The sequence below is a fragment of the Actinomycetospora sp. NBRC 106378 genome (assembly GCF_030269685.1).
Taxonomy (GTDB): domain Bacteria; phylum Actinomycetota; class Actinomycetes; order Mycobacteriales; family Pseudonocardiaceae; genus Actinomycetospora.
On sequence record NZ_BSTT01000014.1, the window covers coordinates 130,823 to 152,398 of the forward strand.

A 21,576-nucleotide genomic window follows, 5' to 3' on the forward strand; every position below is an offset into this window, starting at 1 on the left:
GCGTGAGCTGCGCGCAGGGTCAGATGCTCTCGCCGTAGACCTTCGCGACCGTCATCGTCATCAGCACGCGCCGGTCGGCGACCATGGTGGCGCGGTACTCGTCCCAGTCCGGGTGCTCCCCGGCGGCGGCGCGGTAGTAGGCGACGAGCGCCTCGACCTCGGGGCCGTGCGGGTCGGTACCGGGCCCGACGAGGGTCACGGGGCCCTCCGCGGTCGCCCACGCACGGCCGTCGGCGGAGGTCACCTCGACCGCCGCGCGCGGGTCCCGGCGCAGGTTCGCCGTCTTCGCGCGTCCCTCGGTCATCGAGACCTGCAGCGTGCCGGTGTCGGGGTCGTAGAACGGGGTGACGGGAGAGAGTTGGGGGAGCCCGTCGCGCTTCAGCGTCGCGAGGACCCCGAGGCGGCTGGTGGTGAGGAGGGCGCGGTGGTCGGCCATGCCCCGATCGTGGCACGCGTGCGGCGCGTCCGGATCGGGCAGACCTCCGGGTCATGAGCACGATGGACCGCGAGCGCGTCGACACGCTCGTCCTGGCCGGCCTCGGCTCGACGGCGCGCACCGGCGAGGAACTCCTGGACCACCTCGCCCGCACGGCCCGCCGCACGCCCCGCCCCTCGGTACGGCAGCTGTGGACCTCCCTGCACCGCCTGGAACGCAACCGGCTCGTCCGCCGGATCGCCGGCCGCCGGTTCCGGCTGACCGACACGGGGGAGCGGGTGGTCCGGGCCCGGGTGGCGGCGATCAAGGCCTACGGCGACGCGCTGGACCTCGTGACGGCTTCCTGACGTCGGATCGGTGTCGGACGAGCGCTGACGTTGCGTCGCGCCTAAGGCCGCCGCCTTGCGGGGTCGAGGTACTTCCGGCGGCGCGTTGCGGTGCGGACACGAGAGACGCCGCCGACGCCACCCGCGCCGACCCGCCCCCAGGTCCCTCGCCCTGTCGCGGGTTCCTTCACGGGGCCGCTGACCTTGTCGTTGTGAATCACTGCGACAAGAGCGACGGCGGATGCTGAGAAACCGCGACAGGGCGAAGCGACACGGCCGTGGCGAGGTCCGCCGGGCGGCAGGCCGGTCGAGATGTGTGCGGCACGCGCAGGGGTGGCCGAAGTCGATCGCCGGGCGGCCCTTCCTGTGTGCGGCACGCGCAGGGGTCTCCGGGGTCGAACCCCGAGCCGAGCGACGTGTGTGCGGGACGCACACCCCGAGCTACGCCACCCGCACCGACCCGTCGTCGAGAACCTCGGAGGGTGGCCCGGAGCGGACGATGCGGCCGTCGCCGAGCACGACGACCGTGTCGGCCACCTCGCGGGCGAACGCGATCTCGTGGGTGACCACGACCATCGTCGTGCCGCCCGCGGCCAGGTCGCGCAGGACCTCGAGGACCTCGCCGACCAGGGCCGGGTCGAGCGCGGAGGTCGGCTCGTCGAAGAGCATGAGCGTCGGCTCCATGGCGAGCGCCCGGGCGATCGCCACCCGCTGCTGCTGGCCGCCGGAGAGCTGGCGCGGGTAGGCGTCCTCCCGCCCCTCGAGACCGACGCGGGCCAGCAGGGCGCGACCGCGCTCGACGGCCTCGTGCCGCGGCACTCCGAGCACGCCGACCGGCGCCTCGATCACGTTGCCGAGCGCCGTCATGTGCCCGAAGAGCTGGAACTGCTGGAACACCATCCCGATGCGGCGGCGCTGCGCGGCGATCGTGCGCTCCGGCAGTTCGCGCAGCACGTCCCCGTCCCGGCGGTAGGCGATCAGCGAGTCGTCGACGGAGATGGTCCCGGCGTCGGGCGTCTCGAGGTGGTTGATGCAGCGCAGCAGGGTCGACTTGCCCGAGCCGCTGGGGCCGACGAGCACGGTCACCGACCCGGCGTCGACGTCGAGATCGACCCCGTCGAGCACCGTCACGCCGTTGAACGCCTTCGTGAGGCCCCGGATCTCCAGCAGGCTCATCGGAACGACCTCCGCAGTCGCTGCAGGGGCGTGGGCGGCAGCGTCCGCTCCGCCCCGCGCGCGTAGTACCGCTCCACGTAGTACTGCCCGACGGACAGGACCGACGTCAGGATCACGTACCAGACCGTCGCGACGAGCAGGAGCGGGATGATCTCGTAGGTGCGGTTGTAGATCGTCTGGACCGAGTACAACAGGTCCGTCACGGCGATCACCGAGACGATCGAGGTGCCCTTGAGCGTCCCGATCACCATGTTCCCGGTCGCCGGGATGATCGAGCGCATCGCCTGCGGGAGCACGATCCGGCGCAGCACGCGGGCGCGGGTCATGCCGAGCGACACCGCCGCCTCGGACTGGCCCGCGTCGACCGACAGGATGCCGCCGCGCACGATCTCCGCGGCGTACGCCGCCTCGTGCAGGATCAGCCCGAGCAGGGCCGCGACCAGCACGCTGACCAGGTTCACCGAGTCGACCGAGAAGAACGTCGGCCCGAACGGGATCCCCAGCCCGAGCCGCGGGTAGAGGGCGCCGACGTTGTACCAGAACAGCAGCTGCACGAGCAGCGGCGTCGAGCGGAACAACCACACGTAGCCCCAGCTCACCGACGACAGCACGGGGTTGCCCGACAGCCGCATCGCCGCGAGCCCGATGCCCAGCAGGAAACCGACGACCGTCGTCGCGACGGTCAGCAGCAGCGTCGTCGCGAGGCCGCGCAGCACCGCCGTCGTGAACAGGTACTGCGTGACGGTGCCCCAGCCGAAGGCGGGGTTGAGGGCGACCGAGCGCAGCGCCCAGACGACGAGGACGAGCACGACGGCGGCCCACACCCAGCGCCCGACGTGGCGGGCACCGACGGTACGTGGGGGAGACGACGGAGGGGCTTCGGGCGCGACGAGGGACGTCATCGGATCACTCCGGTACACGGGGATTCACGGGAACGCCAGCGTCCCTCAACGCAGACGGACACGACCGTACGTCGGGGGTACGCGTCGCGTCGAGTCGCGCGCGGGCCGTCACACCCGGCTTGACCGTGCCGGGTCCGGGTGGTTCCGTCTGGTTCATGGCAGCCGGCGTCACGCTCGTCTCGCGTGAGCACGTCGACCTCTGCCGCTGCTGGTCCGCCGCCTGTCGCTGAGCTCCCGCCCAGCCACGGCCGCACCGGACCCACCCCTCGTCGCACCGCTGCGTCGGGTCCTCCTGCGGCACTTCCGACAGGACCCCCTCATGCCCCGTGCCGTGCTGCTCGCCGTGCTCACCCTCCTCGGCGCCCTGCTGGTCGGCTGCGCCTCCCCGCTCGACGACGCCGACGCCGGCGTCCCGCGCGAGGACGTGACCTCGGCGGTCGCCGTGGATCCGGCGGCACGGGCGCTCCTGCCGGGCACGGTCGCCCAGGAGGGCGTCCTCACGGTCGGCGCGAGCGTGTCCGCCCCGCCCACGGCGTTCCACCTCGCGGACGGGGTCACCACGACGGGTCAGGACATCGACATGACCGAGGCCGTCGCCCGCACGCTGGGCCTGCGGGTGCAACGCACCGAGTCGACCTTCGACGGCATCGTCCCCGGCCTGACCAGCGGGAAGTTCGACGTCGGCACCGGCAACTTCGCGGTCACCGAGGCCCGCAAGAAGCAGGTCAGCTTCGTCACCTACGTCAACGACGGCCAGGGCTTCGCCGTGCGCGCGGACGACCCGCAGCCGCCGATCACCGACCTCGTCCAGCTCTGCGGCCGCACCGTCTCGGTGCTGACGGGCTCGACCTTCGAGTCCACCCTCGCCAAGGCGCAGCCGCGATGTAGCCAGGCGGGACGACCGGCCATCGAGGTCCGCAGCTACCCCGACGGCGCGACGACGGGTCTCGCGCTCGCGCAGCGGCGCGCCGACGTCACGATGAGCACGATCAACGGCCTGCGCTACCTCGTGTCCCAGCAGCCGCGACTGCGGTTCGTGAACGAGTACCGCCGGCTCGACGTCGGGTTCGCCCTCGCGAAGGACTCCCCGCTGATCCCGGCCGTGCAGGCCGCCGTCACGAGGCTCATGGCCGACGGCACCTACGCCCGGATCCTCGCCAAGTGGGGCACCTCGCCGTCCGCGCTGCGTGCCTCCCAGGTCGACCCGCCCGAACCGGCCTGACCGCCTCCCACGCCTCGCCCCCCTCGTACCCAGGAGACACCTGTGTCCTTCACCCCCCGTGGCGCCGCCGTCGCCACGTTCCTCACCCATCTCGACGCCGTCGTCCAGCGCGAGGTCTCGGCGGTCGACGCCGGCGCCGGGCGCTGGGAGATCGAGGCCGAGCGCATCGCGGCCGAGGTCGCGGGCTCGCTCGCCCTGCTGCGCGGCGAGCTCCAGCGCCACCGCACCGCGTTCGCCGAGTGACCTCTCCGGTGGCGCTGGTCCGTCGGGGTCGCCCGCATCACGTCGGTGGCCCCCACGGACGGGTCATGGCAGGCTTACCGCCCATGACCTCCGCGGCCGACGTGCGCCTGGTGGCCCGTCGTCACGTGGACTTCGGCCGCGTCTTCAGCTGCGCCTGTCCGGTCTCCTGACCCACCCGCGGGACCTGCCGTCCGGATCGGACGGCGGCTCGAACGCGGGTGCGCGCGCCTGACCGCCGCCGTCCGACCCCGCCGCCGCAGTGCGGGGCCTCCTCAGGAGAACCACCACCCGTGATCCGCCATCGTCGGCGCACCCTGCCTGCCGTCATCGCCCTCGTCGTCGCAGCGCTCGTCCTGGCCGGCTGCTCCCGCGCCCAGGAGTCCTCGAGCACCCCGGCCGCGGACGCCGGGCCCGCCCCCGAGCTGCGTTTGGGCTACTTCCCCAACATCACCCACGCCGGCGCGCTGATCGGGGTGCAGAACGGCCTGTTCGCCCAGCAGCTCGGCCAGACCACGCTGTCGACGCAGACCTTCAACGCCGGCCCGGAGGAGACGAGCGCGCTCTTCGGCAACTCGATCGACATCGGGTTCATCGGCTCGGGCCCCGCGATCAACGCCTACAAGCAGAACCCCGAGGGCGTGCGCATCATCTCGGGCGCGACCTCGGGCGGTGCCCAGCTGGTCGTGCGTCCGGGCATCACCAGCCCGCAGCAGCTGCTCGGGAAGAAGATCGCCACGCCGCAGCTCGCGAACACGCAGGACATCGCGCTGAAGAAGTGGCTGAAGGACAACAACCTGCCGCAGGGCACCGGCCCGGGGGCCGTCGAGGTCGTCAACATCGACAACGCCCGCGCGCTCGACGCCTACAAGACCGGCCAGCTCGACGGCGGGTGGCTGCCGGAGCCGTTCGCGTCGCGGTTCGTGCTCGAGGGCGGCGCCACGCCGCTGCTCGACGAGAAGACGCTGTGGCCGAACGGGCAGTTCCCGACCACCGTCGTCATCGCCCGCACCGACTACGTGCAGCAGCACCCGGCCACCGTCTCGGCGTTCCTCAAGGGCCTCGTCACTGCCGAGAACCTGGCCCAGACCGACCCGAACGCCGCGAAGGCGGCCGCCAACGCCGGTCTGTCGGCGGCGGGCAGCAAGCCGCTCGCGCAGAACGTGCTCGACCGCGCGTGGAGCGAGGTCTCGCTGAACCCCGACCCGCTCGCCTCGACGTTCCCGACCCTCGCGCAGAACGCGGTGGCGGCCGGGACGGCGCAGTCCGCCACCGACGTCAAGGGGCTCTTCGCCCTCGGCCCGCTCAACGAGGCGCTGCAGGCCGCCGGACGACCGACCGTCGACCCGGCCGGCCTCGACACCAAGTAGTTCCCCAGGAAGGGACTCCCACCATGACCGCCACGCTCGAGCGCTCCGGCCCGGAGCCGCGCACGGGGCCGCCCGCCCTGGACGTCCGCGGCGTCTCCAAGGTCTTCGGGACGGGGCGGGACGCCGTCGTCGCCCTCGACGGGGTCGACCTCGCCGTCGCGCCCGGGGAGTTCGTCTGCCTCCTCGGTGCGTCGGGCTGCGGCAAGTCGACGTTGCTCAACCTCGTCGCGGGGCTCGACCGGCCGACCAGCGGCACCGTCGAGACCACCGCGGCGCGACCGGCCGTGATGTTCCAGGAGGCGGCCCTGCTGCCGTGGCTCGACGCCGGGCGCAACGTCGAGCTGCCGCTGCGCCTCGCCGGGATCGGCCGGGCGCAGCGGCGGGAGCGGGCGAAGGAGCTGCTCGCCCTCGTGCGGCTGGAGGGCCAGGCGGAGAAGCGTCCGCACGAGCTCTCCGGCGGCATGCGACAGCGCGTGGCCCTGGCCCGGGCCCTGGCCGCCGCGACCGGTCTGGGCGGGGAGGGGAAGAGTCGCGAGGAGGCGGGCGTCCTGCTGATGGACGAGCCGTTCGGCGCGCTCGACGCCATCACCCGCGACGTGCTGCAGGCCGAGCTGCTGCGCGTCTGGGAGGCGACCGGCACCACGGTGCTGTTCGTGACCCACGACGTGCGGGAGTCGGTCCGGCTCGCCGAGCGCGTGGTGCTGCTGTCGTCGCGGCCCGGGCGCGTCGTCCGCGAGTGGGCCACCGCCGGCGCCGACGACGCCGAGGAGCTGCACGGCGACATCACCGGCGAGCTGCGCGAGGTGATCTCCGCCCATGGCCGCTGACAGCACGGCGACGGTCGACGACGCGGTCGACGTCGGGCGCGGGCTCGACGCGCTCGACACGCCCACCGAGCAGCGCGTCCCGCTGTGGAAGCGGTTCCTCACCGGGGTGGTGCCGCCGATCGTCGCGGTGGTGCTCTTCGTCGTCGTCTGGCAGATCCTGTGGGCGTCGGCGATCTGGCCCGAGTTCAAGCTGCCCTCGCCCGAGGCGGTGTTCGGCACGATCGGCCAGGACTTCGCCGAGGGCCGCGCGCTGGACATCATCTGGACCTCGATCAGCCGGGCGATCCTCGGTTTCCTGCTGGCCGTGGTGGTGGCGACGCCGCTCGGGCTGCTCGTGGCCACGGTGCCGATCGTGCGCTCGGCGATCGGGCCGATCCTCACCGGGCTGCAGAGCCTGCCGTCGGTGGCGTGGGTCCCGGCCGCGGTGCTGTGGTTCGGGCTGACCGACGCCACCATCTACTTCGTCGTGCTCATGGGCGCCGTCCCCTCGATCGCGAACGGGCTGGTGTCCGGCATCGACCAGGTGCCGCCGCTGCTGCCCCGGGTCGGGTTCGCGATGGGAGCCTCGCGCTCCCAGTCGGCGCGCCTGATCATGCTCCCGGCGGCCCTGCCGGGCTTCCTCGGCGGCCTCAAGCAGGGCTGGGCCTTCTCCTGGCGCTCCCTCATGGCGGCGGAGATCATCGCGACCTCGCCCAGCCTCGGCTTCGGCCTCGGCGCCTACCTCAACGAGGGGCAGTCGCTGTCCGACATGCCCTCGGTGATGGCGGCGATCCTGCTGATCCTCATCGTCGGGATCGGCGTCGAGCTGCTGTTCTTCCGGCCGGCCGAGGTGCGGGTCCTGCGGGCCCGCGGTCTCGGGACGGGGCCGTGAGGAACACGCCCCGCCTGACCCGGCGGCGGCACGTGGACCACGGGCGGGTGGACAGCGCGCTCTGTCGCTGACGGCACCCCGGGCCCGTCCGCGCCGGCCTCGTCGCCGCGCTGCTCACCTTCCGCTCCTGACGTCGGGTCAGGCGGCCATGACGAGCATGGTCACCATGCCGAGGTCCATCACGACGTGCGGGAGACCCGCCGCCCGCAGGGCGCGGACCCTGGAACTGCTCGCGGTTCCCGCGAGAGCGGCTCGCGGCGCGACGGCGACCACGCCCGTCGTCGCGACCGCGTCGAGGGCGAACAGCGCGGCGAGCACCCAGGCGACGGTGCTCCGCCACACGGGCGCGGCCGTCGACATGTCCATGGTCATCCCGTGGTGGTCCGTCGCGAGTACCGCGAAGATCATCGCCCCGGCGGCGACCAGGTGGAACAGGTGCGCCGGCCGCGCCGGCCCGCCCCGGACCAGCAGCGCCGTGAACCCGACGGCGAGGGCTCCGAGCACGACGAGGCCCGCCGTGCGGACCGCGCCGGCCCACCACGGCGTGAGCATGGCGGCCATGACGAGGTTCATGACGAGGTGGCCGGTCTCGGCGCTGCGGCTGCTCAGGTAGCGGTCGACGGGGCGACCGCGGAGCAGGCCGGCGCCACCGACGACCACCGCCACGAGCAGGGCGGCGAGGAGCAGCCCGTCGAGCACCGGGGACCCGGTCACGTCGTGGCCGCCGCGGCGGGGACGGCGCGGGCACCGAGGTCGGCGAGCTCCTCGATCACGGCGCGGCGGTCCAGGTCGAGCTCACCGGTCAGCCAGGAGCACAGCACGTCGGTGGTCCCGGCGATGAAGTGCAGCGCGGCGAGGCGGTCGGCCGGCCCGGGCGCGGGATGGCGGTGGACGACGTGCAGCCAGAACCCGGCGTAGCGGTGGTAGGCGCGGCTGCGGGACCGGCGCAGCGGCTGGTGATCGGCGGCCTCGACGTAGAGGCGGGCCAGGCGGGCGTCGGAGGCGAGGAGGTCGGTGAGGGCGCCGATCGTCGCGCGGGACCGGTCGGCCCGGGTCGGCCCGGCGTCGAGCAGCGCCGCGACGACCGCCCGGTTGACCTGCCGGAAGAAATCCTCGAGCACGGCGACCAGCAGCGCGTCGCGGTCGGTGAAACTCTCGTAGAAGTACCGCTTGCTCAGCCCGGCGCGGGCACAGACCTGGGCCGCGGTCAGGGCGGTGACGCCGTGCTCGGCGACGACGTCGAGGCACGCCTCCCGCAGCTGCCGGTCCCGCGTGCGCCGGCGCTCCTCGCTGCTGCGGCCGCCGTAGCGCCGGGACTCGGTCATGGCGTCGAGTTTGACACGCGCGCGTTCCAGATGTTCGATGTCGCCAACTGGAACGCTGTTGTCTCAGATCGCGGAGGTGGTCGCGGTGGCGTGCTGCGTGGCGGCAGGGCTGCTCATCGCCTTCGTCCGGAAGCAGTGGTTCCGGATGTTCCCCGGGCGCGCGCCGCAGCAGGTCGACTTCGCGCCACCTGCGCGACGGGCCGCCCCCACGCGCGAGGAGGTCGGGGCGGGATGAGCACCACGGAGACCAGGCCGGAGCCCGCGGCGGACCGGTTCGCCCGACGCGTCCGCGTCCCGCTGCCCGACGTCGCCGCCTTCGGACCGGTCACCGCCCGGCGGATGCGTCGCGCCGTGGCCGTGTACGCGGCGGTCTGGCTGCTCGGATCGCTGCCGGGCTGGCTGGGTGCCGGGGCGGGTCCGACGGCGTTCGGGCTGGGGCTCGTGATCCCGGGCGGCGGGTTCGCGTTCGCCGGCTCCGTGACGTTCACGGTGCTCACGCTCGCGGTCTTCCTGCTCGCGCTCGTCGTCTGGTGGTTCGCCGGACCGGTGGTGCTGCCGCCGCTGGTGTGGGTGGTGAGCGCGGGGCTGGCGGTCCTCGCGGTCGACCCCACGGACGTTGTCGGGGGCGCCCGCGTGGGCGTGCCCGCCATCGCCGCGGGGCTCCTCCTCCTGGCGTACGTGGTGCACCGCGTCCGGCACGTCGCGCACCGGCGCACCCGCACGCGGGTCAACGCCGAGCTGGCCGACGTCGACTTCGTCATCAGCGGACCGCCGCGGCTCGCGAGCGACCTGCCCGTCGCGGAGAGCACCCCGGACGACCTCGCGCACCTGCGCTACGCCCTCGACATGGCGCTCCAACCCATCGACCGCTTCGACGGGTTCACAATCCTCGACCAGTACCGCGAGGCGGCGATCCGCTACCAGCTCACGGCGCTGTGCAACGGGGTCGCGATGTCGCAGTTCACCCGCACCCCCGCCTTCTCCGGCTACGTCGCGGAGGCCCAGCGGAACGCGATCGAGAAGGTCCTGCAGCGCAAGGTGTGGGGCTACTGGGCCGCCGAGAATCTCTGGGGCAACCTCTCGACCAACCGCGACCCGCTCGACACCGACGAGAACATCATGCTCTCGGGCTGGCACGGCACCATGGTCGGCGCGTACTCGGTGCTCAACGACGACCGCTACTCCCGGCCGGGGGCGCTGACCTACCGCTGGTCGGACGACGAGGCCTACGCGCACGACTTCCACGCCCTCGCCGGTCAGATCCACCGCAGCATGACCGACTCGGACTACGCGCTGATCCCGTGCGAGCCGAACTGGATCTACACGGTCTGCAACACGTTCGGGATCAACACGCTGCTCGCGCACGACGCGGTGCACGGCACCCGGTACTTCGCCGACGTCCGCGACCGCCTGCATCACTCCTACGAGCACGAGTTCCTGCGCCCCGACGGCCGGATCGTGGGCGTGCGGGCCCGTCACCTCGGGCTGTCGTGGAACTTCTGGGCGGGCGCCGCGGTGCAGCTCAACACCGCGTTCTGGTTGCACGCGGGCTTCCCCGACCTCGCCCAGCGCACGTGGTGGCTGCTGCGCGAGCGGGAGCTGACGACCGACGGCGGCCACCCCGCGCTGCCGGCGCGTCTGGTCTCCCGGCTCGACCCCGGCAACTACACCCTCGGCCGCGACACGCTCGGGCTCATCGGCATCACGATGGCCGGGCGCGAGGTCGGCGACGAGGACGCGGCCGTGGCGGCTGCGGCAGCGCTCGCGGAGCGCGAGCCCGTCGAGGAGCGCCACGGCGCGCGGCGCTACGCGGACTCCTCGCCGCTGGTCAACTTCTACGGGATCCTCGGCCGCTTCGGCCGGCGCTCGGGGCTGCGGGACCTTTTCGGCCACGGCGCCGTCCCCACCACCTGGCGGCAAGGCCCGCGCCTCGCGGAGGCCGCCTACCCCGACGTGCTCGTCGCCCGCGCCGTCACCGACGGACACGCCCTCGACCTCGTGCTGCGGCCCGGCGACGGACCGGTGCGCACGGTGCTCGGCGTCGACCGCCTCGTCCCCGGCCGCACCTACACGAGCCTCGGGACGGCCACCGACACCGTCACAGCCGACGAGCACGGCCACGCGCTGCTCGAGGTCGACCTCGGCGATCGCCACGAGGTGCGGCTGCACTGACCCTGTCGTGCTCTCCCCCCACCTTGTCGCGGTGATTCACAGCGACAGGGTGGGCGGGGGACGGCGGCGCCCCGCGACAGGATCGGCCGCGTCCGCCTGGTGGGCCGGGTCACACGCGCTATAGCGTGGAGATCCGTCCACCCCAGGAGGAACCGCCGTGCCGCGTCCGTACGCCAGTGGAGTCATCGCCGCCCCGGCCGAGCAGGTCTGGGCCCAGTTGCGGGCCTTCAACGACCTGCCCTCGTGGCACCCGGCCCTGAGCCACAGCGAGCTCGTCGAGGGCGTCGACGGGCAGGTCGGGGCGGTGCGCCGACTGACCATGGCGGCGGGTGGAGACCCCTTCGACGAGAAGCTCATCACCCTCGACGACACCGTCCGGACCTTCACCTACACGTTCACCGGCGCGAACCCGTTCGGGGTCCGCCGCTACCTCTCCACGGTGCGCGTCAGCCCGATCACCGACACCGGCGAGACCTTCGTCGAGTGGTGGGCCGAGTACGACGCCGACGCGTCCCAGGAGGAGGAGCTGAACACGACCTTCGCCGACGGCGTCTTCGGCACCGGCATCAAGGAGCTGCGCGAGAAGCTGGCCTGACGGCCACGCTCCCTTCCGAACCGCACGATCCGGCGGTGCGGAGCGAAGTGGTCGCTGAGCGAGCACGTCGCTCCGCCGGACAGGATCGTGCGGCTTGACGACGGCGGGTCACACGAGCGGCGGCCCGGGCGGGTCGCCCGGCTCGTGGATCAGCGGCGGACCGATGGCGATCCGTGCGCCCGGCGTCCGGCCCTGCCCCCAGCCGAGAGCGGCGCGGTAGCTGCCCAGTGCCACGTCGTCCTCGGCCGGCGGCGCGGCCAGCGGCGTGCGCTCGGCCGCGACCCACAACGCGTCCACCGGGCACCAGGCCTCGCAGAGGAAGCAGGTCTGGCAGTCGCCCTGCCGTGCGATGACGGGGACGGTGCCGGGCACGCGGTCGAAGACGTCGGTGGGGCAGACGTCGACGCAGCGGTCGCAGCCGATGCAGCGGTCGGTGGAGAGCAGTTCGATCACGCGGCCACCCAGACCTCGTCGAGCCCGCCGACCGCGATGCGGCGCTGCCAGGCCGGGTCGCTGCCCGGACGGTCCTCGCGCTTGTGCATCCCGCGGGACTCCTCGCGGGCGAGCGCCGCCGTGTACATCCACCGCGCGACCGCCGTCATCGCAGCGGCCTCGCGAGCTCGCCACGACCCGCCGTCGAGACCCTCGCGCACCGTGTCCCACACCCCGTCGAGCCGTTCCAGCGCGGGGCCGAGCCGGTCGCCGTGGCGGATCAGGTTGATGTCATAGGGCAGGACTTCGGCCTGGACCGCCGAGACCACGTCCCGGACGGGAGTCGGCCCGGACGGGACGGGACCTGCACCGGTCGTCGGGTAGGGCCTCCCTCCGGCGAGCGCGTGCGCGGCCGCGGCGCGCCCGGCCCAGCTGCCCGAGGACAGCGCCCAGGCGGCGTTGTGGCTGCCGCCGCCGGTGAAGCCGCCGCAGATGTTCTCGCGACTCGCCGCGTCGCCCGCGGCGTAGAGGCCGGGGACGCCGGTGGCGCAGTCCGGCGCCGCGAGCGCGATGCCGCCGGTGCCGCGCACCGTGCCCTCGGCGATCAGGGTGATCTCGAAGAGGTCGCGGAACGGGTCGATGCCGGCGCGGTCGAAGGGCAGGAAGAAGTTCGGCTGCCCGCGGCGCATGGCGGTCTGCTCGGTCGGTCCGGCGTGGTCGAGGCGGCAGAGCACCGGCTCGTCGAGCAGCGTCCGGGCGATGACCGACCGGCCGCGGGTGCTGCCCGCGCCCTCCAGGATCGTGCCGTCGGCGCGGTAGAAGCTCGCGTAGCTGTAGTAGGCGGTCTTGGTGACGGAGCTGTGCGCCGGGGCGATCGCGTAGGCGTTGGAGAACTCCATGCCCGAGAGGTGCGCGCCGACCTCGGCCGCCGCCAGCGCGCCGTCGCCGGTGTCGACGTCGCAGCCCAGCGCCCCGCTGCCGAACGCGCAGCCGCCGGTCGCGAGGACCACCGCGCCGGCCCGCACGCGGTAGTCCACCCCAACCTGGCGGCGGGTGCCCGCAGCACCCGCGACGACGCCGTCGACCGTCGTCAGCAGCCTTGTGAGGGGGGAGTGGTCGAGGATGCGCACGCCCGCGCGGCGGACGAGCGTCCGCATCCGGCGCATGTACTCCGGGCCCTGGACCCCGCGGCGGATCTCGCGGCCCTCGTCGTCGCGGGGGAAGGGGTAGCGGCCGCGGTCGGCCAGCTCGTTGACGCCCGCGTAGGTCTCGTCGAGCACGCGGGCCATCCAGCCGCGGTCCGAGAGGTAGCCGCCCAGACCCTCGCGGGCGGCCATCGCCGTCTCGCGGGCGTCCGCGTCGGGCTCGACGTACCAGACGCTGGTGCCGGACGCGGCCGTCGCGCCGCTCGCCCCGCACCAGCCCTTGTCGACCAGCACCACGTCGGCGCCGGCGTCCGCGGCGCGGAGCGCGGCCCACGTGCCGGCGGGGCCACCGCCGGCGACCAGCACGTCGGTCTCGAGCTCGAGCACGGGCATCTCCTCACGACGGTCGCTCCGGACGCTACGGGAGGCCGGGAGCACGCTCCCCCCGACGCAGGAACGGGCCGTCCGTCACGATCGACCGTGACGAACGGCCCGTTCGTGGGGTACGGGGGTCAGACCGTGGCGGTCGCGGCGACGCGGGTCCACTGGTTGTCGAACTCGAGCCCGCTGCGCGTGAACATCTGCGTCACGGGGCAGCGGCGGGCGACCTCCGAGACGAACTTCTCGAACTGCTCCTCGGTGGCGTCGGTCTCGACCGTCGCCCGCACCTCGACCCGGTCGAAGTTGGCGTTGCCCTCGGCGCCGCCCACGAAGACCGCGGTGTCGAGGTCACCGACGATGTCGAAGGTCCACTTGGTGACCGTGATGCCGAGGTCCTTGGCGACGATGCTGCCGGTCACCTGGTTGCAGGAGGTCAGGGCGCCGAGCAGGTAGAACAGCGGGCTCGGGGCCGAGTCCTTGCCGCCGAAGGCCGGGTAGGCGTCGGTGTGGAAGACGTGGCCGCCCTCGCCGCCGGCGGTGAGGGTCTGGTAGACGCCGGTGCCCTCCGCGTGGACGGGGAACGGGACGACGGTCTCCTTGGGCTTGATGGCCATGCTCGATCTCTCCTGGTGCTCAGGCGTGGGACCGGTGCGCGGAGGTGCGCGACCGGGACGTGCGGGGGCGCTCGTCGTCCGCGCAGCGCAGGGCGACCAGTTCGGCGCGGGTGAGCGGGATCGCTCAGACGAGCGGGCGGGCGGGGCGACAGCCCATCGCCGGCACGCGGCACAGATCGACGTGCAGACGACGCACGAGGTTCCGGCCCATAGGATCATTGAACCCCGTACGGCCGTGGACGCCAACCCGGGAGGCTCGACGCCGAGCCCCTCCGAGCACGTCGCGGCCCGTGGAGAGGACCCGCATGGACTCGATCGCCGACATGGGCGGCACGCAGGGCTGGGGGCCCGCCCAGGTCCCCACCGACGAGCCGCCCTTCCCCGAGCCGTGGGAGGGCCGCAGCTTCGCGCTGACGGTCCTCACCATGGGCCGCATCTCGGGGCGGAACCTCGACGCGTTCCGGCACGCCCTCGGCCGCCTCCACCCGGTCGACTACCTCGTCGACGGGTACTACGGCCGCTGGCTGAACGCCGCCGAGCTCATGCTCACCGACAGCACGATCCTGGCCCCCGGCGCCGTCGACGCCCGGGCCCGCCGCAACCGTGGGGAGGACGTCGAGGAGCCGGCGTTCCCCGAGCCGACCCGGCCCGACTACAGGGCTTCCGCTCCGGGCTCCCTGCGTGAGGTCGACCAGGACCCCGCGTTCGCGGTCGGCGACGTGGTGCGGACCAAGGACCTGCATCCCGAGGGCCCCACCAAGCTGCCGCGCTACCTCCGACGACGGACCGGCACCGTCGCGGCGGTCCGCCCCCCGCACGTCCTGCCCGACACCCACGCCGTGTTCGCAGGGGAGAACCCCCAGCACGTCTACACCGTCGCGTTCCCCTCCACCGAGCTGTGGGGCCCCGACGCCGAGCCGTTCACCCTGCACGCCGAGGTGTTCGAGAGCTACCTGGAGACGCGGTGACCGACGCCCCTTCCGACCGCCTGTCCCCGGCCCTGCGCACCGAGGCGCTCGAACAGCTCCTCGTCGAGCGCGAGCTGGTCGACCCGACGGTGATGGACACGTTCATCAGCACCTACGAGCGCGACGTCGGCCCGCTCAACGGGGCCCGGGTGGTCGCACGGGCCTGGACCGACGCGGAGTACCGCGCCTGGTTGCTGCGCGACGGCACGGCGGCGATCAAGGACCTCGGGTACGGGGGACCGCAGGGCGAGCACATGGTGGTGCTCGAGCAGACCGAGGACGTCCACCACGTGGTGGTCTGCACCCTGTGCTCCTGCTACCCGTGGCCGGTGCTGGGGCTGCCCCCGAGCTGGTACAAGGACCCGGCCTACCGGGCGGGGATGGTGCGCACCCCGCGCCGGACGCTGCGGGAGATGGGCCTGGAGGTCCCCGAGGGCCGGGAGATCCAGGTCTGGGACTCGAGCGCCGAGGTCCGCTACCTCGTCCTGCCCCGGCGGCCCGCCGGGACCGACGGGCTCGACGCCGAGGCGCTCGCGGCCCTCGTCACCCGCGACGCCATGGTCGGCGTCGCGGAGGTGGCCGCGCCGTGAGCGCGTGCCCGGACCGCCCGGCCGGGCCCGCCCTCGATGTCGAGGGCCCGGGCGCTCCGCCCCGCTCGAACGGCGAACTGGTCTTCGCCGAGCCCTGGGAGAGCCGCGCCTTCGCGATGGCGGTGACCCTGGCCGACACGGGCCTGTTCACCTGGGACGAGTTCCGCGACGACCTCGTCGCCCGGATCGCCGCGTGGGAGGCCGACCATCCCGACGACGAGCCCTTCCGCTACTACCGCTGCTGGCTCGCGGCCCTCGAGGACCGCGTCGTGGCAACGGGGGCCCTGGACGCCGTGACCGTCGACGAGCGCTCGGCCGACCTCGCCGGGCGGCCCGCGGGGCACGACCACGGGGATCACGGCCACGGACACGGGGGCCACGGTCACGGTCACAGCAACGGGAGCACGCCCTCCCCGAACTGATAGGCCTCCTCGAGGTGCGGATAGCCGGACATCACGAACTCGTCGATGCCGAGGGCGTGGTACTCCGCGATCCGCTCGGCGACCTGCTCGTGGCTCCCGACGAGTGCCGTGCCCGCGCCACCGCGGACCAGGCCGATCCCGGCCCACAGGTTGGGGCTGATCTCGAGTGAGTCGGTGGACCCGCCGTGCAGGGCGAGCATCCGTTGCTGGCCGACCGACTGGCTGGTCCGCAGCGCGGCCTGCGCCCGCTCGATGGCGGCCGGGTCGAGGGAGTCGAGCATCCGGCGGGCCTCGCCCCACGCCTGCTCGGCGGTGTCCCGGGTGATGACGTGCAGCCGGATCCCGAACCGGACGGGGCGCTCGAGCTCGTCGGCGAGCTTGCGGACCCGGCCGATCTTCTCCGCGACCCCGGCGGGCGGCTCGCCCCAGGTCAGGTACACGTCCGCGTGGCGGGCGGCGACGGGCAGCGCCGCGTCGGAGGACCCGCCGAAGTAGATCGGCGGCGTCGGTGAGGGCGGCGCGTAGGTGGACGCGCCGACGACGCGGTACTGCTCGCCGGCGAAGTCGAAGGGCTCCGCGCCCCACGCGCCCCGCAGCACCGTCAGGAACTCGTCGGTGCGGGCGTACCGCGCGTCGTGGTCGGCCCAGTCGCCGAAGCGCTGCTGCTCGACCGCGTCACCGCCGGTGACGATGTTGAGCATGAGCCGGCCGTCGGAGATGCGCTGGTAGGTCGACGCCTGCTGGGCGGCGAGGGTGGGGGAGATGACCCCGGGCCGGAACGCGACGAGGTAGCGCAGCCGGCGGGTCTCGCGGAGCAGCGCCGCCGTCGTGATCCAGGCGTCCTCGCAGAACGAGCCGGTGGGCGTGAGGACCCCGACGTAGCCGAGGTGCTCGGCGGCCCGCGCGACCTGGGCGAGGTAGTCGATGTCGGCACCGCGGGAGGCGTCGCCGATGTCGCCGCGGTCGGCGTGACGGCGCGCGACGATGCCGCGGGCGTCACCGGAGGTCGGCAGGAACCAGTGCGGGACGATGCTCATGGTGTGCGCTCCGCGCAGGTGAGCAGAAAGGGTCGTCACAGCGACCGTCAGTGCTCACATGGGCGGAGCCCACCTCCCCTCGGGAACGGCGGGACGGGGCGACGGTGTCTACCGACAGGTCGCGGCGTCGAGGCGCATGAGATCCACGTGGCGCCGACGCGTGAGGAGCATGTCCCCGATCGTCGGGAAGCGGGCGACGGACCGCAACCCGGACCACCGTCGACCAGCACGACGAAGCCCGGCCCCACCTGAGGTGGGGCCGGGCTCTCGTCGTGCTGGGGCTCAGCTGCCGGTGCTCTGGTCGCTGCCGGTCGAGCCGCCGGTCCCGGTGGAACCGCCGTCCTGCGAGGTGCTGCCGGTGTCGCTGCCGGACTGGCCGCCGCCGGCGCCGGTCCCCGTGCCGGCCGTGTCGGCGCCGCCGGTGGTGCCCGTCGTGCCCGTCGTGCCCGTCGTGCCCGTCGTGCCCGTCGTGCCGGTGCCGGTCGTGTCGGGCGCCTGGCAGGTCGCGGGCAGGGTCTTGCCCGCGACCGCGGAGCAGGGGTCGGTCGTGCCGGTGCCGGTGCCGGTGCCGGTGGTGGTGCCGGTGCCGGTGCCCGCGGCGGTCCCGTCGGTGTCGGGCTTCGCCCCGTCGGCGGTGCCCTCCTGCGTCCCGGTGCCCTTCTCCGGCGCGACGTCGGTGCCGGGCGCCGTCCCGTCACCGGTGACCGTGTTCTTCGCCGGCTGGTTCTCGGGCTTGGCGGAGTCGTCGGCCTTCTTCTTCGCGTCGGCGGCGTTCTTGTCGGCCTGGTCGGCCACCCCCTCGGCGCTGGTGGCGGCGGAGTTGGCCATCCGGGCCTGGTCCTCCGCGGTGTCGGCCGCCCCGTCGGCCTCCGTGAGGTCGTTCCGGGCCTTCACCAGGTCGGTGGCCGCCGCGACCTGCTCGGACCTGGCCGCCGTCAGCTTGGCCTGCGCGGCCGCGACGCGCGCCGGGTCGGGCGGGAAGGCCAGGAACGCCCGGTTCAACTCCTGCTGCGCGGTGGCGGCGGCAGCGTTGGCGGTGTTCGCCCGGTTCGTGGCGGCCGCCTCCACGCCGACGAGCCGGTTGGCCTCGCTGCGGAAGATCCGGGCCTTCGTCGCGGCGTCGTCCGCCTTCGCGCGGGCGTCGTTCGCGTCGGTCCGCGCCTTGTCGGCCGCGGTCTGCGCGTCCTTCGCCTTCTGCACCAGCACCGGGTCCGGCGTCGGGACGGTCTCGGGCTTCTTGTTCGGGCCCTTGTTCGGCTTCGGGTCCGGCTTGCCGTGGACGACGACGACCCGGCTGTTGTCCACGGTGGTGAGGCGGAAGTTCGTGACCACCTGCGTGGTGGGGGAGACCGTGACGGCCGCCGCGGTGCTCGGGCCGGCGGAGAGCGGGTTGCCGTTGAAGCACTTGACGGTCGGCTCGCCGTAGGAGTTGACGAGCACCGCGGTGCCGGCTGCGAGGACCGCGGGCTCCTCGACGAACGCGCCCTCGTGGAACGGGTGGTCGGTGACGCTGGTGGCGGCCCGCAGGACGACCGGGGACAGCGAGTTCACGAACGCCGGCACGTCCGCGGCGCCGAGGCCGAACACGCCGCCCCAGGCCGCGAGCTTCGCGGGGTCGGCCTGGAGCTGCTGCAGGAAGGCCGCGCTGTCGCAGCTGGCCGGGTCGGTGGTGGCGTAGAGGCCGGGGGTGTCACCGGGCTGGTCGCCGGTGGCGGCGACCGTCGCGACCTCGGCGTGGTCGGTGCCGAACGGCGCGGTGGTGGGGTCGGCGCCGGCGAAGCTCGTGGCCTGCACGGTCGGGGTGGAGCCGGACAGCGTGTACCAGGCTCCGGCCCCGCCCACGACGAGCCCGGCGGCGACGAGCCCGGCAACGATCTTCCCGACGATCGGGCGCTTCTTCGGCAGCGGCGCCGAGGGCGGCGGCGGAACCGGGCCGCGGTACTGGCCGGGGAAGACCTGCGGCGGTGTGAAGGGCGGGTGGCCACCGAACGGCGGCTGCGCGGGCGCGAACGGCGGGCGAGGTCCCGCCTGCGGCTCCCGGATGAACTGCGGGCCCCGGAACTGCGGATTCGGGTGGACGGTGCGGGGGTCGAACTGCGTGTTCATCGGGGCTCCTGGTGACTCCCGGGGCCTCGGCGACCCCGTCTCGGTGATGGGAGAAGCCTGTCGCGATCGAGCCCGCGCAACGATCGTGCGAACCCCCGGGCAGCCCGGGGAGGACCCCCGTCACGGAGGTGGGGACAGCCCTACCCACGCAGCGCCCTCACGCGCTCGGGAGCACGATGATGAGCATGCGCAAGCTCATTGCCCTCGAGGAGCACCTGGCGACGCCGGAGGTCGCCGAGGCGTGGCGGACCGCGCCCGGCACCGACCGGGACCGGGCCGACGTGGCCTCGATGATGGACATGGCCGGCGAGGCCCTGCTCGACGTCGGGAAGGGCCGGATCGCGGCGATGGACGACCAGGGCATCGACGTCCAGGTCCTGTCGCTGACCGCCCCCGGCGTGCAGAACCTCGAGGCGGAACGCGCCGTCCCGCTCGCCCGGCGCGCCAACGACGCGATCGCGAAGGCCGTCGCCGCGCACCCCGACCGCTTCGACGGCTTCGCCACGCTCCCCACCCCGGACCCGGAGGCGTCGGCGGCCGAGCTCCGCCGCGCGGTCACCGACCTGGGGCTGGCGGGCGCGATGATCCACGGTCGGACGGGTCCGGTCCGGCTCGACGACCCGCGCAACGAGCCGATCTGGGCCGCGGCGGCCGAGCTCGGCGCCCCGATCTACGTGCACCCGCACCAGCCGGTCGACGAGATCCGCGACGCCTACTACACGGGCTTCGACCCCGCGACCGACTCGGCGCTCGCGAGCGCGGCGATCGGCTGGCACTACGAGACCGGCATGCAGGTCCTGCGGATGATCCTCGCCGGCGTCTTCGACCGGCACCCCGACCTGCAGCTCGTGATCGGGCACTGGGGCGAGGTCGTGCTGTTCTTCCTCGACCGCATCTCCGCGGTGTCCACCCGGTTCGGGACCGACCTGCGCCGACCGGTCGCGGACTACTTCCGGGAGAACGTCTCCTACACCGGCAGCGGCCTGACCGTGCCGCGGATGATGCGCTGGACGATCGAGCTGGTCGGGGTCGAGCGGATCATGACGGCGGTCGACCACCCGTTCATCGACAACTCCGGCGGCGCCGCGCGCCGGTTCCTGGACGAGGCCGACCTCACGGAGGCGGAGAAGGACGCGATCGGTTCGGGCAACTGGGAGCGGCTCCGCCCCGCGCGCTAACCCAGGGCGGCGGCGAGGTCCGCGACGAGGTCGTCCGGGTCCTCCAGACCCACCGACAGCCGCAGGTGCCCGTAGCGGCGGAACTCCGCGGGCCAGTGCGCCGCCCGCGGCCCGTCCGGCCCGACGTGCACGATCAGCGACTCGTCGTGCCCGACGGACACGGCCGAGGTGATCACGCGCAGGTCGGCGACGAACCGGTTCTGCGCGTCCGTGTCGCCGTCGAGCGCGAACGCCATGACGGCGCCCGGCGGCTCGCCGCCGAAGAGTCGCCGTGCCACCGGGTGCTGCGGGTGCGACGGCAGGCCGGGGTAGGCGACGTAGGCGACCTCGGGCCTCGTCGTCAGGAACTCCGCGACCCGCTGCGCCGACGCCAGGTGCTGCCGCAGACGCAGCGGGAGGGTGATCGCCCCGCGGGAGATCAACCACGCGTTGAACGGCGAGATCACCCCGCCGACGTCGATCATGACGTCGGCGCGGATCGGGTCGAGCAGCTCGGTCGCCCCGAGGACGGCCCCGCCCATCGCGTCGCCGTGCCCGTTGACGAACTTCGTCAGCGAGTGCACGACGAGGTCCGCGCCGTGCTCGAGCGGCCGATAGAGCGGGGGCGGGGTGAAGGTCGAGTCGACCGAGAGCAGCGCGCCCGCCTCGTGCGCGATCGCCGCCACGGCCGGGATGTCGCAGACCCGCGTCGTCGGGTTCGCGACCACCTCCGTGTGCACCAGCTTCGTCGTCGGCCGGATCGCGGCGCGGACCGCCTCGGGGTCGGAGGTGTCCACGAACGTCGCCTCGACGCCGTAACGCGCGGGCAGGATGTCGCGGAACAGCCGGAACGTCGCTTCGTAGGTCACGTCGGAGATCACCGCGTGGTCGCCGGTGCGCAGCAGGCTGAAGAAGACGGCGTGCAGGGCCGCGACCCCGGACGCCAGCACCACGGCGTCCTCGGCGTGCTCCAGCGTGGCCAGTTTCCGTTGCAGCGCGATCTGGTTGACCCCGGAGTTCCGCGTGTACAGCGGCGTGTCGAACCCCGACCACGACAGCGCCGACGGGTCCTCCGGCAGCGCGTACGAGTTCGCCATCACCAGCGGCGTGCGGATCGCCCGCGTCCCGGGGTCGACGGCGTTGCCGCCGTGCACGGCCTGCGTCTCCAGCCGGCACGACGACGGGTCGTGCTTGTCGGGTCGCTGCGTCACGGCGCGACGGTATGGCTTCGCCAGGTGAGCACTAATCCGTGCCCGGGCACG

The 21,576-nt window shown here is 73.7% G+C and carries 24 protein-coding genes; 13 read left to right on the top strand and 11 right to left on the bottom strand.

Annotation, left to right across the window (positions count from 1 at the left end):
• Positions 1 to 19: 19 nt before the first annotated feature.
• Entirely contained in the window at positions 20 to 436 is a 417-nt protein-coding gene (locus tag QSK00_RS24755; protein WP_285595162.1) for a PPOX class F420-dependent oxidoreductase, read from the bottom strand.
• Between the two features lie 53 nt (positions 437 to 489).
• Here QSK00_RS24755 and QSK00_RS24760 point away from each other — a divergent pair, with 53 nt between their 5' ends.
• Positions 490 to 783 (top strand): hypothetical protein, encoded by a 294-nt coding sequence (locus QSK00_RS24760; protein ID WP_285595164.1) that lies wholly within the window; start codon positions 490 to 492, stop codon positions 781 to 783.
• Positions 784 to 1,203: 420 nt separating this feature from the next.
• Here the strand turns inward: QSK00_RS24760 and QSK00_RS24765 are convergent, their stop codons facing one another.
• Together QSK00_RS24765 and QSK00_RS24770 are read right to left on the bottom strand one after the other, a co-directional pair.
• Positions 1,204 to 1,938 (bottom strand): amino acid ABC transporter ATP-binding protein, encoded by a 735-nt coding sequence (locus tag QSK00_RS24765; protein WP_285595166.1) that lies wholly within the window; start codon positions 1,936 to 1,938, stop codon positions 1,204 to 1,206.
• Complete coding sequence (locus QSK00_RS24770; protein WP_285595168.1) at positions 1,935 to 2,840, bottom strand: amino acid ABC transporter permease; 906 nt, start codon at positions 2,838 to 2,840, stop codon at positions 1,935 to 1,937. Before QSK00_RS24770 ends, QSK00_RS24765 begins: the two co-directional genes overlap by 4 nt.
• A 319-nt stretch (positions 2,841 to 3,159) precedes the next feature.
• Between QSK00_RS24770 and QSK00_RS24775 the strand changes: the two genes are divergently transcribed.
• From QSK00_RS24775 to QSK00_RS24795, 5 genes are all read left to right on the top strand, one after another.
• On the top strand, positions 3,160 to 4,062 hold the full coding sequence (locus QSK00_RS24775) for an ABC transporter substrate-binding protein (protein ID WP_285595171.1): 903 nt from the start codon (positions 3,160 to 3,162) through the stop codon (positions 4,060 to 4,062).
• A gap of 42 nt (positions 4,063 to 4,104) precedes the next feature.
• The gene (locus QSK00_RS24780) at positions 4,105 to 4,305 is read left to right on the top strand and encodes a hypothetical protein (protein WP_285595172.1); all 201 of its coding nucleotides are present in this window, start codon (positions 4,105 to 4,107) and stop codon (positions 4,303 to 4,305) included.
• 290 nt (positions 4,306 to 4,595) lie between these two features.
• Positions 4,596 to 5,672 (top strand): ABC transporter substrate-binding protein, encoded by a 1,077-nt coding sequence (locus QSK00_RS24785; protein ID WP_285595173.1) that lies wholly within the window; start codon positions 4,596 to 4,598, stop codon positions 5,670 to 5,672.
• A gap of 23 nt (positions 5,673 to 5,695) precedes the next feature.
• The gene (locus tag QSK00_RS24790) at positions 5,696 to 6,499 is read left to right on the top strand and encodes an ABC transporter ATP-binding protein (RefSeq protein ID WP_285595176.1); all 804 of its coding nucleotides are present in this window, start codon (positions 5,696 to 5,698) and stop codon (positions 6,497 to 6,499) included.
• On the top strand, positions 6,489 to 7,370 hold the full coding sequence (locus tag QSK00_RS24795; RefSeq protein ID WP_285595177.1) for an ABC transporter permease: 882 nt from the start codon (positions 6,489 to 6,491) through the stop codon (positions 7,368 to 7,370). Before QSK00_RS24790 ends, QSK00_RS24795 begins: the two co-directional genes overlap by 11 nt.
• Before the next feature lie 138 nt (positions 7,371 to 7,508).
• Here the strand turns inward: QSK00_RS24795 and QSK00_RS24800 are convergent, their stop codons facing one another.
• Both QSK00_RS24800 and QSK00_RS24805 read right to left on the bottom strand, forming a co-directional pair.
• A complete protein-coding gene (locus tag QSK00_RS24800) occupies positions 7,509 to 8,084 on the bottom strand; it encodes a DUF5134 domain-containing protein (protein ID WP_285595179.1) in 576 nt (191 codons plus the stop codon).
• The gene (locus tag QSK00_RS24805; protein ID WP_285595181.1) at positions 8,081 to 8,695 is read right to left on the bottom strand and encodes a TetR/AcrR family transcriptional regulator; all 615 of its coding nucleotides are present in this window, start codon (positions 8,693 to 8,695) and stop codon (positions 8,081 to 8,083) included. The genes QSK00_RS24800 and QSK00_RS24805 overlap by 4 nt, the downstream gene beginning before the upstream one ends.
• Before the next feature lie 58 nt (positions 8,696 to 8,753).
• On the opposite strand from QSK00_RS24805, the gene QSK00_RS24810 reads away from it, so the two are divergent.
• The 3 genes from QSK00_RS24810 (at position 8,754) to QSK00_RS24820 (ending at position 11,462) form a co-directional block, all read left to right on the top strand.
• Positions 8,754 to 8,930, top strand: coding sequence for a hypothetical protein (locus QSK00_RS24810; RefSeq protein WP_285595182.1), 177 nt, complete (start codon positions 8,754 to 8,756; stop codon positions 8,928 to 8,930).
• Entirely contained in the window at positions 8,927 to 10,867 is a 1,941-nt protein-coding gene (locus tag QSK00_RS24815; protein ID WP_285595183.1) for a linalool dehydratase/isomerase domain-containing protein, read from the top strand. The genes QSK00_RS24810 and QSK00_RS24815 overlap by 4 nt, the downstream gene beginning before the upstream one ends.
• A 157-nt stretch (positions 10,868 to 11,024) precedes the next feature.
• Entirely contained in the window at positions 11,025 to 11,462 is a 438-nt protein-coding gene (locus QSK00_RS24820) for an SRPBCC family protein (protein ID WP_285595184.1), read from the top strand.
• 108 nt (positions 11,463 to 11,570) lie between these two features.
• Here the strand turns inward: QSK00_RS24820 and QSK00_RS24825 are convergent, their stop codons facing one another.
• From QSK00_RS24825 to QSK00_RS24835, 3 genes are all read right to left on the bottom strand, one after another.
• Complete coding sequence (locus tag QSK00_RS24825; RefSeq protein ID WP_285595185.1) at positions 11,571 to 11,915, bottom strand: 4Fe-4S dicluster domain-containing protein; 345 nt, start codon at positions 11,913 to 11,915, stop codon at positions 11,571 to 11,573.
• Entirely contained in the window at positions 11,912 to 13,426 is a 1,515-nt protein-coding gene (locus tag QSK00_RS24830) for an FAD-dependent oxidoreductase (protein ID WP_285595186.1), read from the bottom strand. The genes QSK00_RS24825 and QSK00_RS24830 overlap by 4 nt, the downstream gene beginning before the upstream one ends.
• A gap of 125 nt (positions 13,427 to 13,551) precedes the next feature.
• Positions 13,552 to 14,034, bottom strand: a complete 483-nt coding sequence (locus QSK00_RS24835) for an OsmC family protein (protein WP_285595187.1) — start codon at positions 14,032 to 14,034, stop codon at positions 13,552 to 13,554.
• Positions 14,035 to 14,339: 305 nt separating this feature from the next.
• Between QSK00_RS24835 and nthB the strand changes: the two genes are divergently transcribed.
• The 3 genes from nthB to QSK00_RS24850 are packed head-to-tail and all read left to right on the top strand — an operon-like array spanning position 14,340 to position 16,014.
• Positions 14,340 to 15,002, top strand: a complete 663-nt coding sequence (nthB, locus tag QSK00_RS24840) for a nitrile hydratase subunit beta (RefSeq protein WP_285595188.1) — start codon at positions 14,340 to 14,342, stop codon at positions 15,000 to 15,002.
• The gene (gene nthA / locus QSK00_RS24845) at positions 14,999 to 15,592 is read left to right on the top strand and encodes a nitrile hydratase subunit alpha (RefSeq protein ID WP_285595189.1); all 594 of its coding nucleotides are present in this window, start codon (positions 14,999 to 15,001) and stop codon (positions 15,590 to 15,592) included. The genes nthB and nthA overlap by 4 nt, the downstream gene beginning before the upstream one ends.
• Positions 15,589 to 16,014 carry a nitrile hydratase accessory protein gene (locus QSK00_RS24850; protein ID WP_285595190.1) on the top strand — a complete coding sequence of 142 codons (426 nt, stop codon included), beginning with the start codon at positions 15,589 to 15,591 and terminating at the stop codon, positions 16,012 to 16,014. The genes nthA and QSK00_RS24850 overlap by 4 nt, the downstream gene beginning before the upstream one ends.
• Here QSK00_RS24850 and QSK00_RS24855 read toward each other — a convergent pair.
• Both QSK00_RS24855 and QSK00_RS24860 read right to left on the bottom strand, forming a co-directional pair.
• Positions 15,981 to 17,051, bottom strand: coding sequence for an LLM class flavin-dependent oxidoreductase (locus QSK00_RS24855; protein WP_285595191.1), 1,071 nt, complete (start codon positions 17,049 to 17,051; stop codon positions 15,981 to 15,983). The two genes, QSK00_RS24850 and QSK00_RS24855, sit on opposite strands and share 34 nt — an antisense overlap.
• Positions 17,052 to 17,333: 282 nt before the next feature.
• Positions 17,334 to 19,157 carry a DUF6777 domain-containing protein gene (locus tag QSK00_RS24860; protein ID WP_285595192.1) on the bottom strand — a complete coding sequence of 608 codons (1,824 nt, stop codon included), beginning with the start codon at positions 19,155 to 19,157 and terminating at the stop codon, positions 17,334 to 17,336.
• A 185-nt stretch (positions 19,158 to 19,342) separates the two neighbouring features.
• Here QSK00_RS24860 and QSK00_RS24865 point away from each other — a divergent pair, with 185 nt between their 5' ends.
• Positions 19,343 to 20,335 carry an amidohydrolase family protein gene (locus tag QSK00_RS24865; protein WP_285595193.1) on the top strand — a complete coding sequence of 331 codons (993 nt, stop codon included), beginning with the start codon at positions 19,343 to 19,345 and terminating at the stop codon, positions 20,333 to 20,335.
• On the opposite strand, the gene QSK00_RS24870 is transcribed toward QSK00_RS24865, so the two are convergent.
• Positions 20,332 to 21,525, bottom strand: coding sequence for a trans-sulfuration enzyme family protein (locus tag QSK00_RS24870; protein WP_285595194.1), 1,194 nt, complete (start codon positions 21,523 to 21,525; stop codon positions 20,332 to 20,334). The two genes, QSK00_RS24865 and QSK00_RS24870, sit on opposite strands and share 4 nt — an antisense overlap.
• Between the last annotated feature and the right edge of the window lie 51 nt (positions 21,526 to 21,576).

What these genes read in the sequence shown, in the direction of transcription:
- QSK00_RS24755 (WP_285595162.1), bottom strand. Translation starts at nt 436, where the DNA reads ATGGCCGACCACCGCGCCCTCCTCACCACCAGCCGCCTCGGGGTCCTC.
- QSK00_RS24760 (WP_285595164.1), top strand. Translation starts at nt 490, where the DNA reads ATGAGCACGATGGACCGCGAGCGCGTCGACACGCTCGTCCTGGCCGGC.
- QSK00_RS24765 (WP_285595166.1), bottom strand. Translation starts at nt 1,938, where the DNA reads ATGAGCCTGCTGGAGATCCGGGGCCTCACGAAGGCGTTCAACGGCGTG.
- QSK00_RS24770 (WP_285595168.1), bottom strand. Translation starts at nt 2,840, where the DNA reads ATGACGTCCCTCGTCGCGCCCGAAGCCCCTCCGTCGTCTCCCCCACGT.
- QSK00_RS24775 (WP_285595171.1), top strand. Translation starts at nt 3,160, where the DNA reads ATGCCCCGTGCCGTGCTGCTCGCCGTGCTCACCCTCCTCGGCGCCCTG.
- QSK00_RS24790 (WP_285595176.1), top strand. Translation starts at nt 5,696, where the DNA reads ATGACCGCCACGCTCGAGCGCTCCGGCCCGGAGCCGCGCACGGGGCCG.
- QSK00_RS24795 (WP_285595177.1), top strand. Translation starts at nt 6,489, where the DNA reads ATGGCCGCTGACAGCACGGCGACGGTCGACGACGCGGTCGACGTCGGG.
- QSK00_RS24805 (WP_285595181.1), bottom strand. Translation starts at nt 8,695, where the DNA reads ATGACCGAGTCCCGGCGCTACGGCGGCCGCAGCAGCGAGGAGCGCCGG.
- QSK00_RS24815 (WP_285595183.1), top strand. Translation starts at nt 8,927, where the DNA reads ATGAGCACCACGGAGACCAGGCCGGAGCCCGCGGCGGACCGGTTCGCC.
- QSK00_RS24835 (WP_285595187.1), bottom strand. Translation starts at nt 14,034, where the DNA reads ATGGCCATCAAGCCCAAGGAGACCGTCGTCCCGTTCCCCGTCCACGCG.
- nthB (WP_285595188.1), top strand. Translation starts at nt 14,340, where the DNA reads ATGGACTCGATCGCCGACATGGGCGGCACGCAGGGCTGGGGGCCCGCC.
- QSK00_RS24855 (WP_285595191.1), bottom strand. Translation starts at nt 17,051, where the DNA reads ATGAGCATCGTCCCGCACTGGTTCCTGCCGACCTCCGGTGACGCCCGC.
- QSK00_RS24860 (WP_285595192.1), bottom strand. Translation starts at nt 19,157, where the DNA reads ATGAACACGCAGTTCGACCCCCGCACCGTCCACCCGAATCCGCAGTTC.
- QSK00_RS24865 (WP_285595193.1), top strand. Translation starts at nt 19,343, where the DNA reads ATGCGCAAGCTCATTGCCCTCGAGGAGCACCTGGCGACGCCGGAGGTC.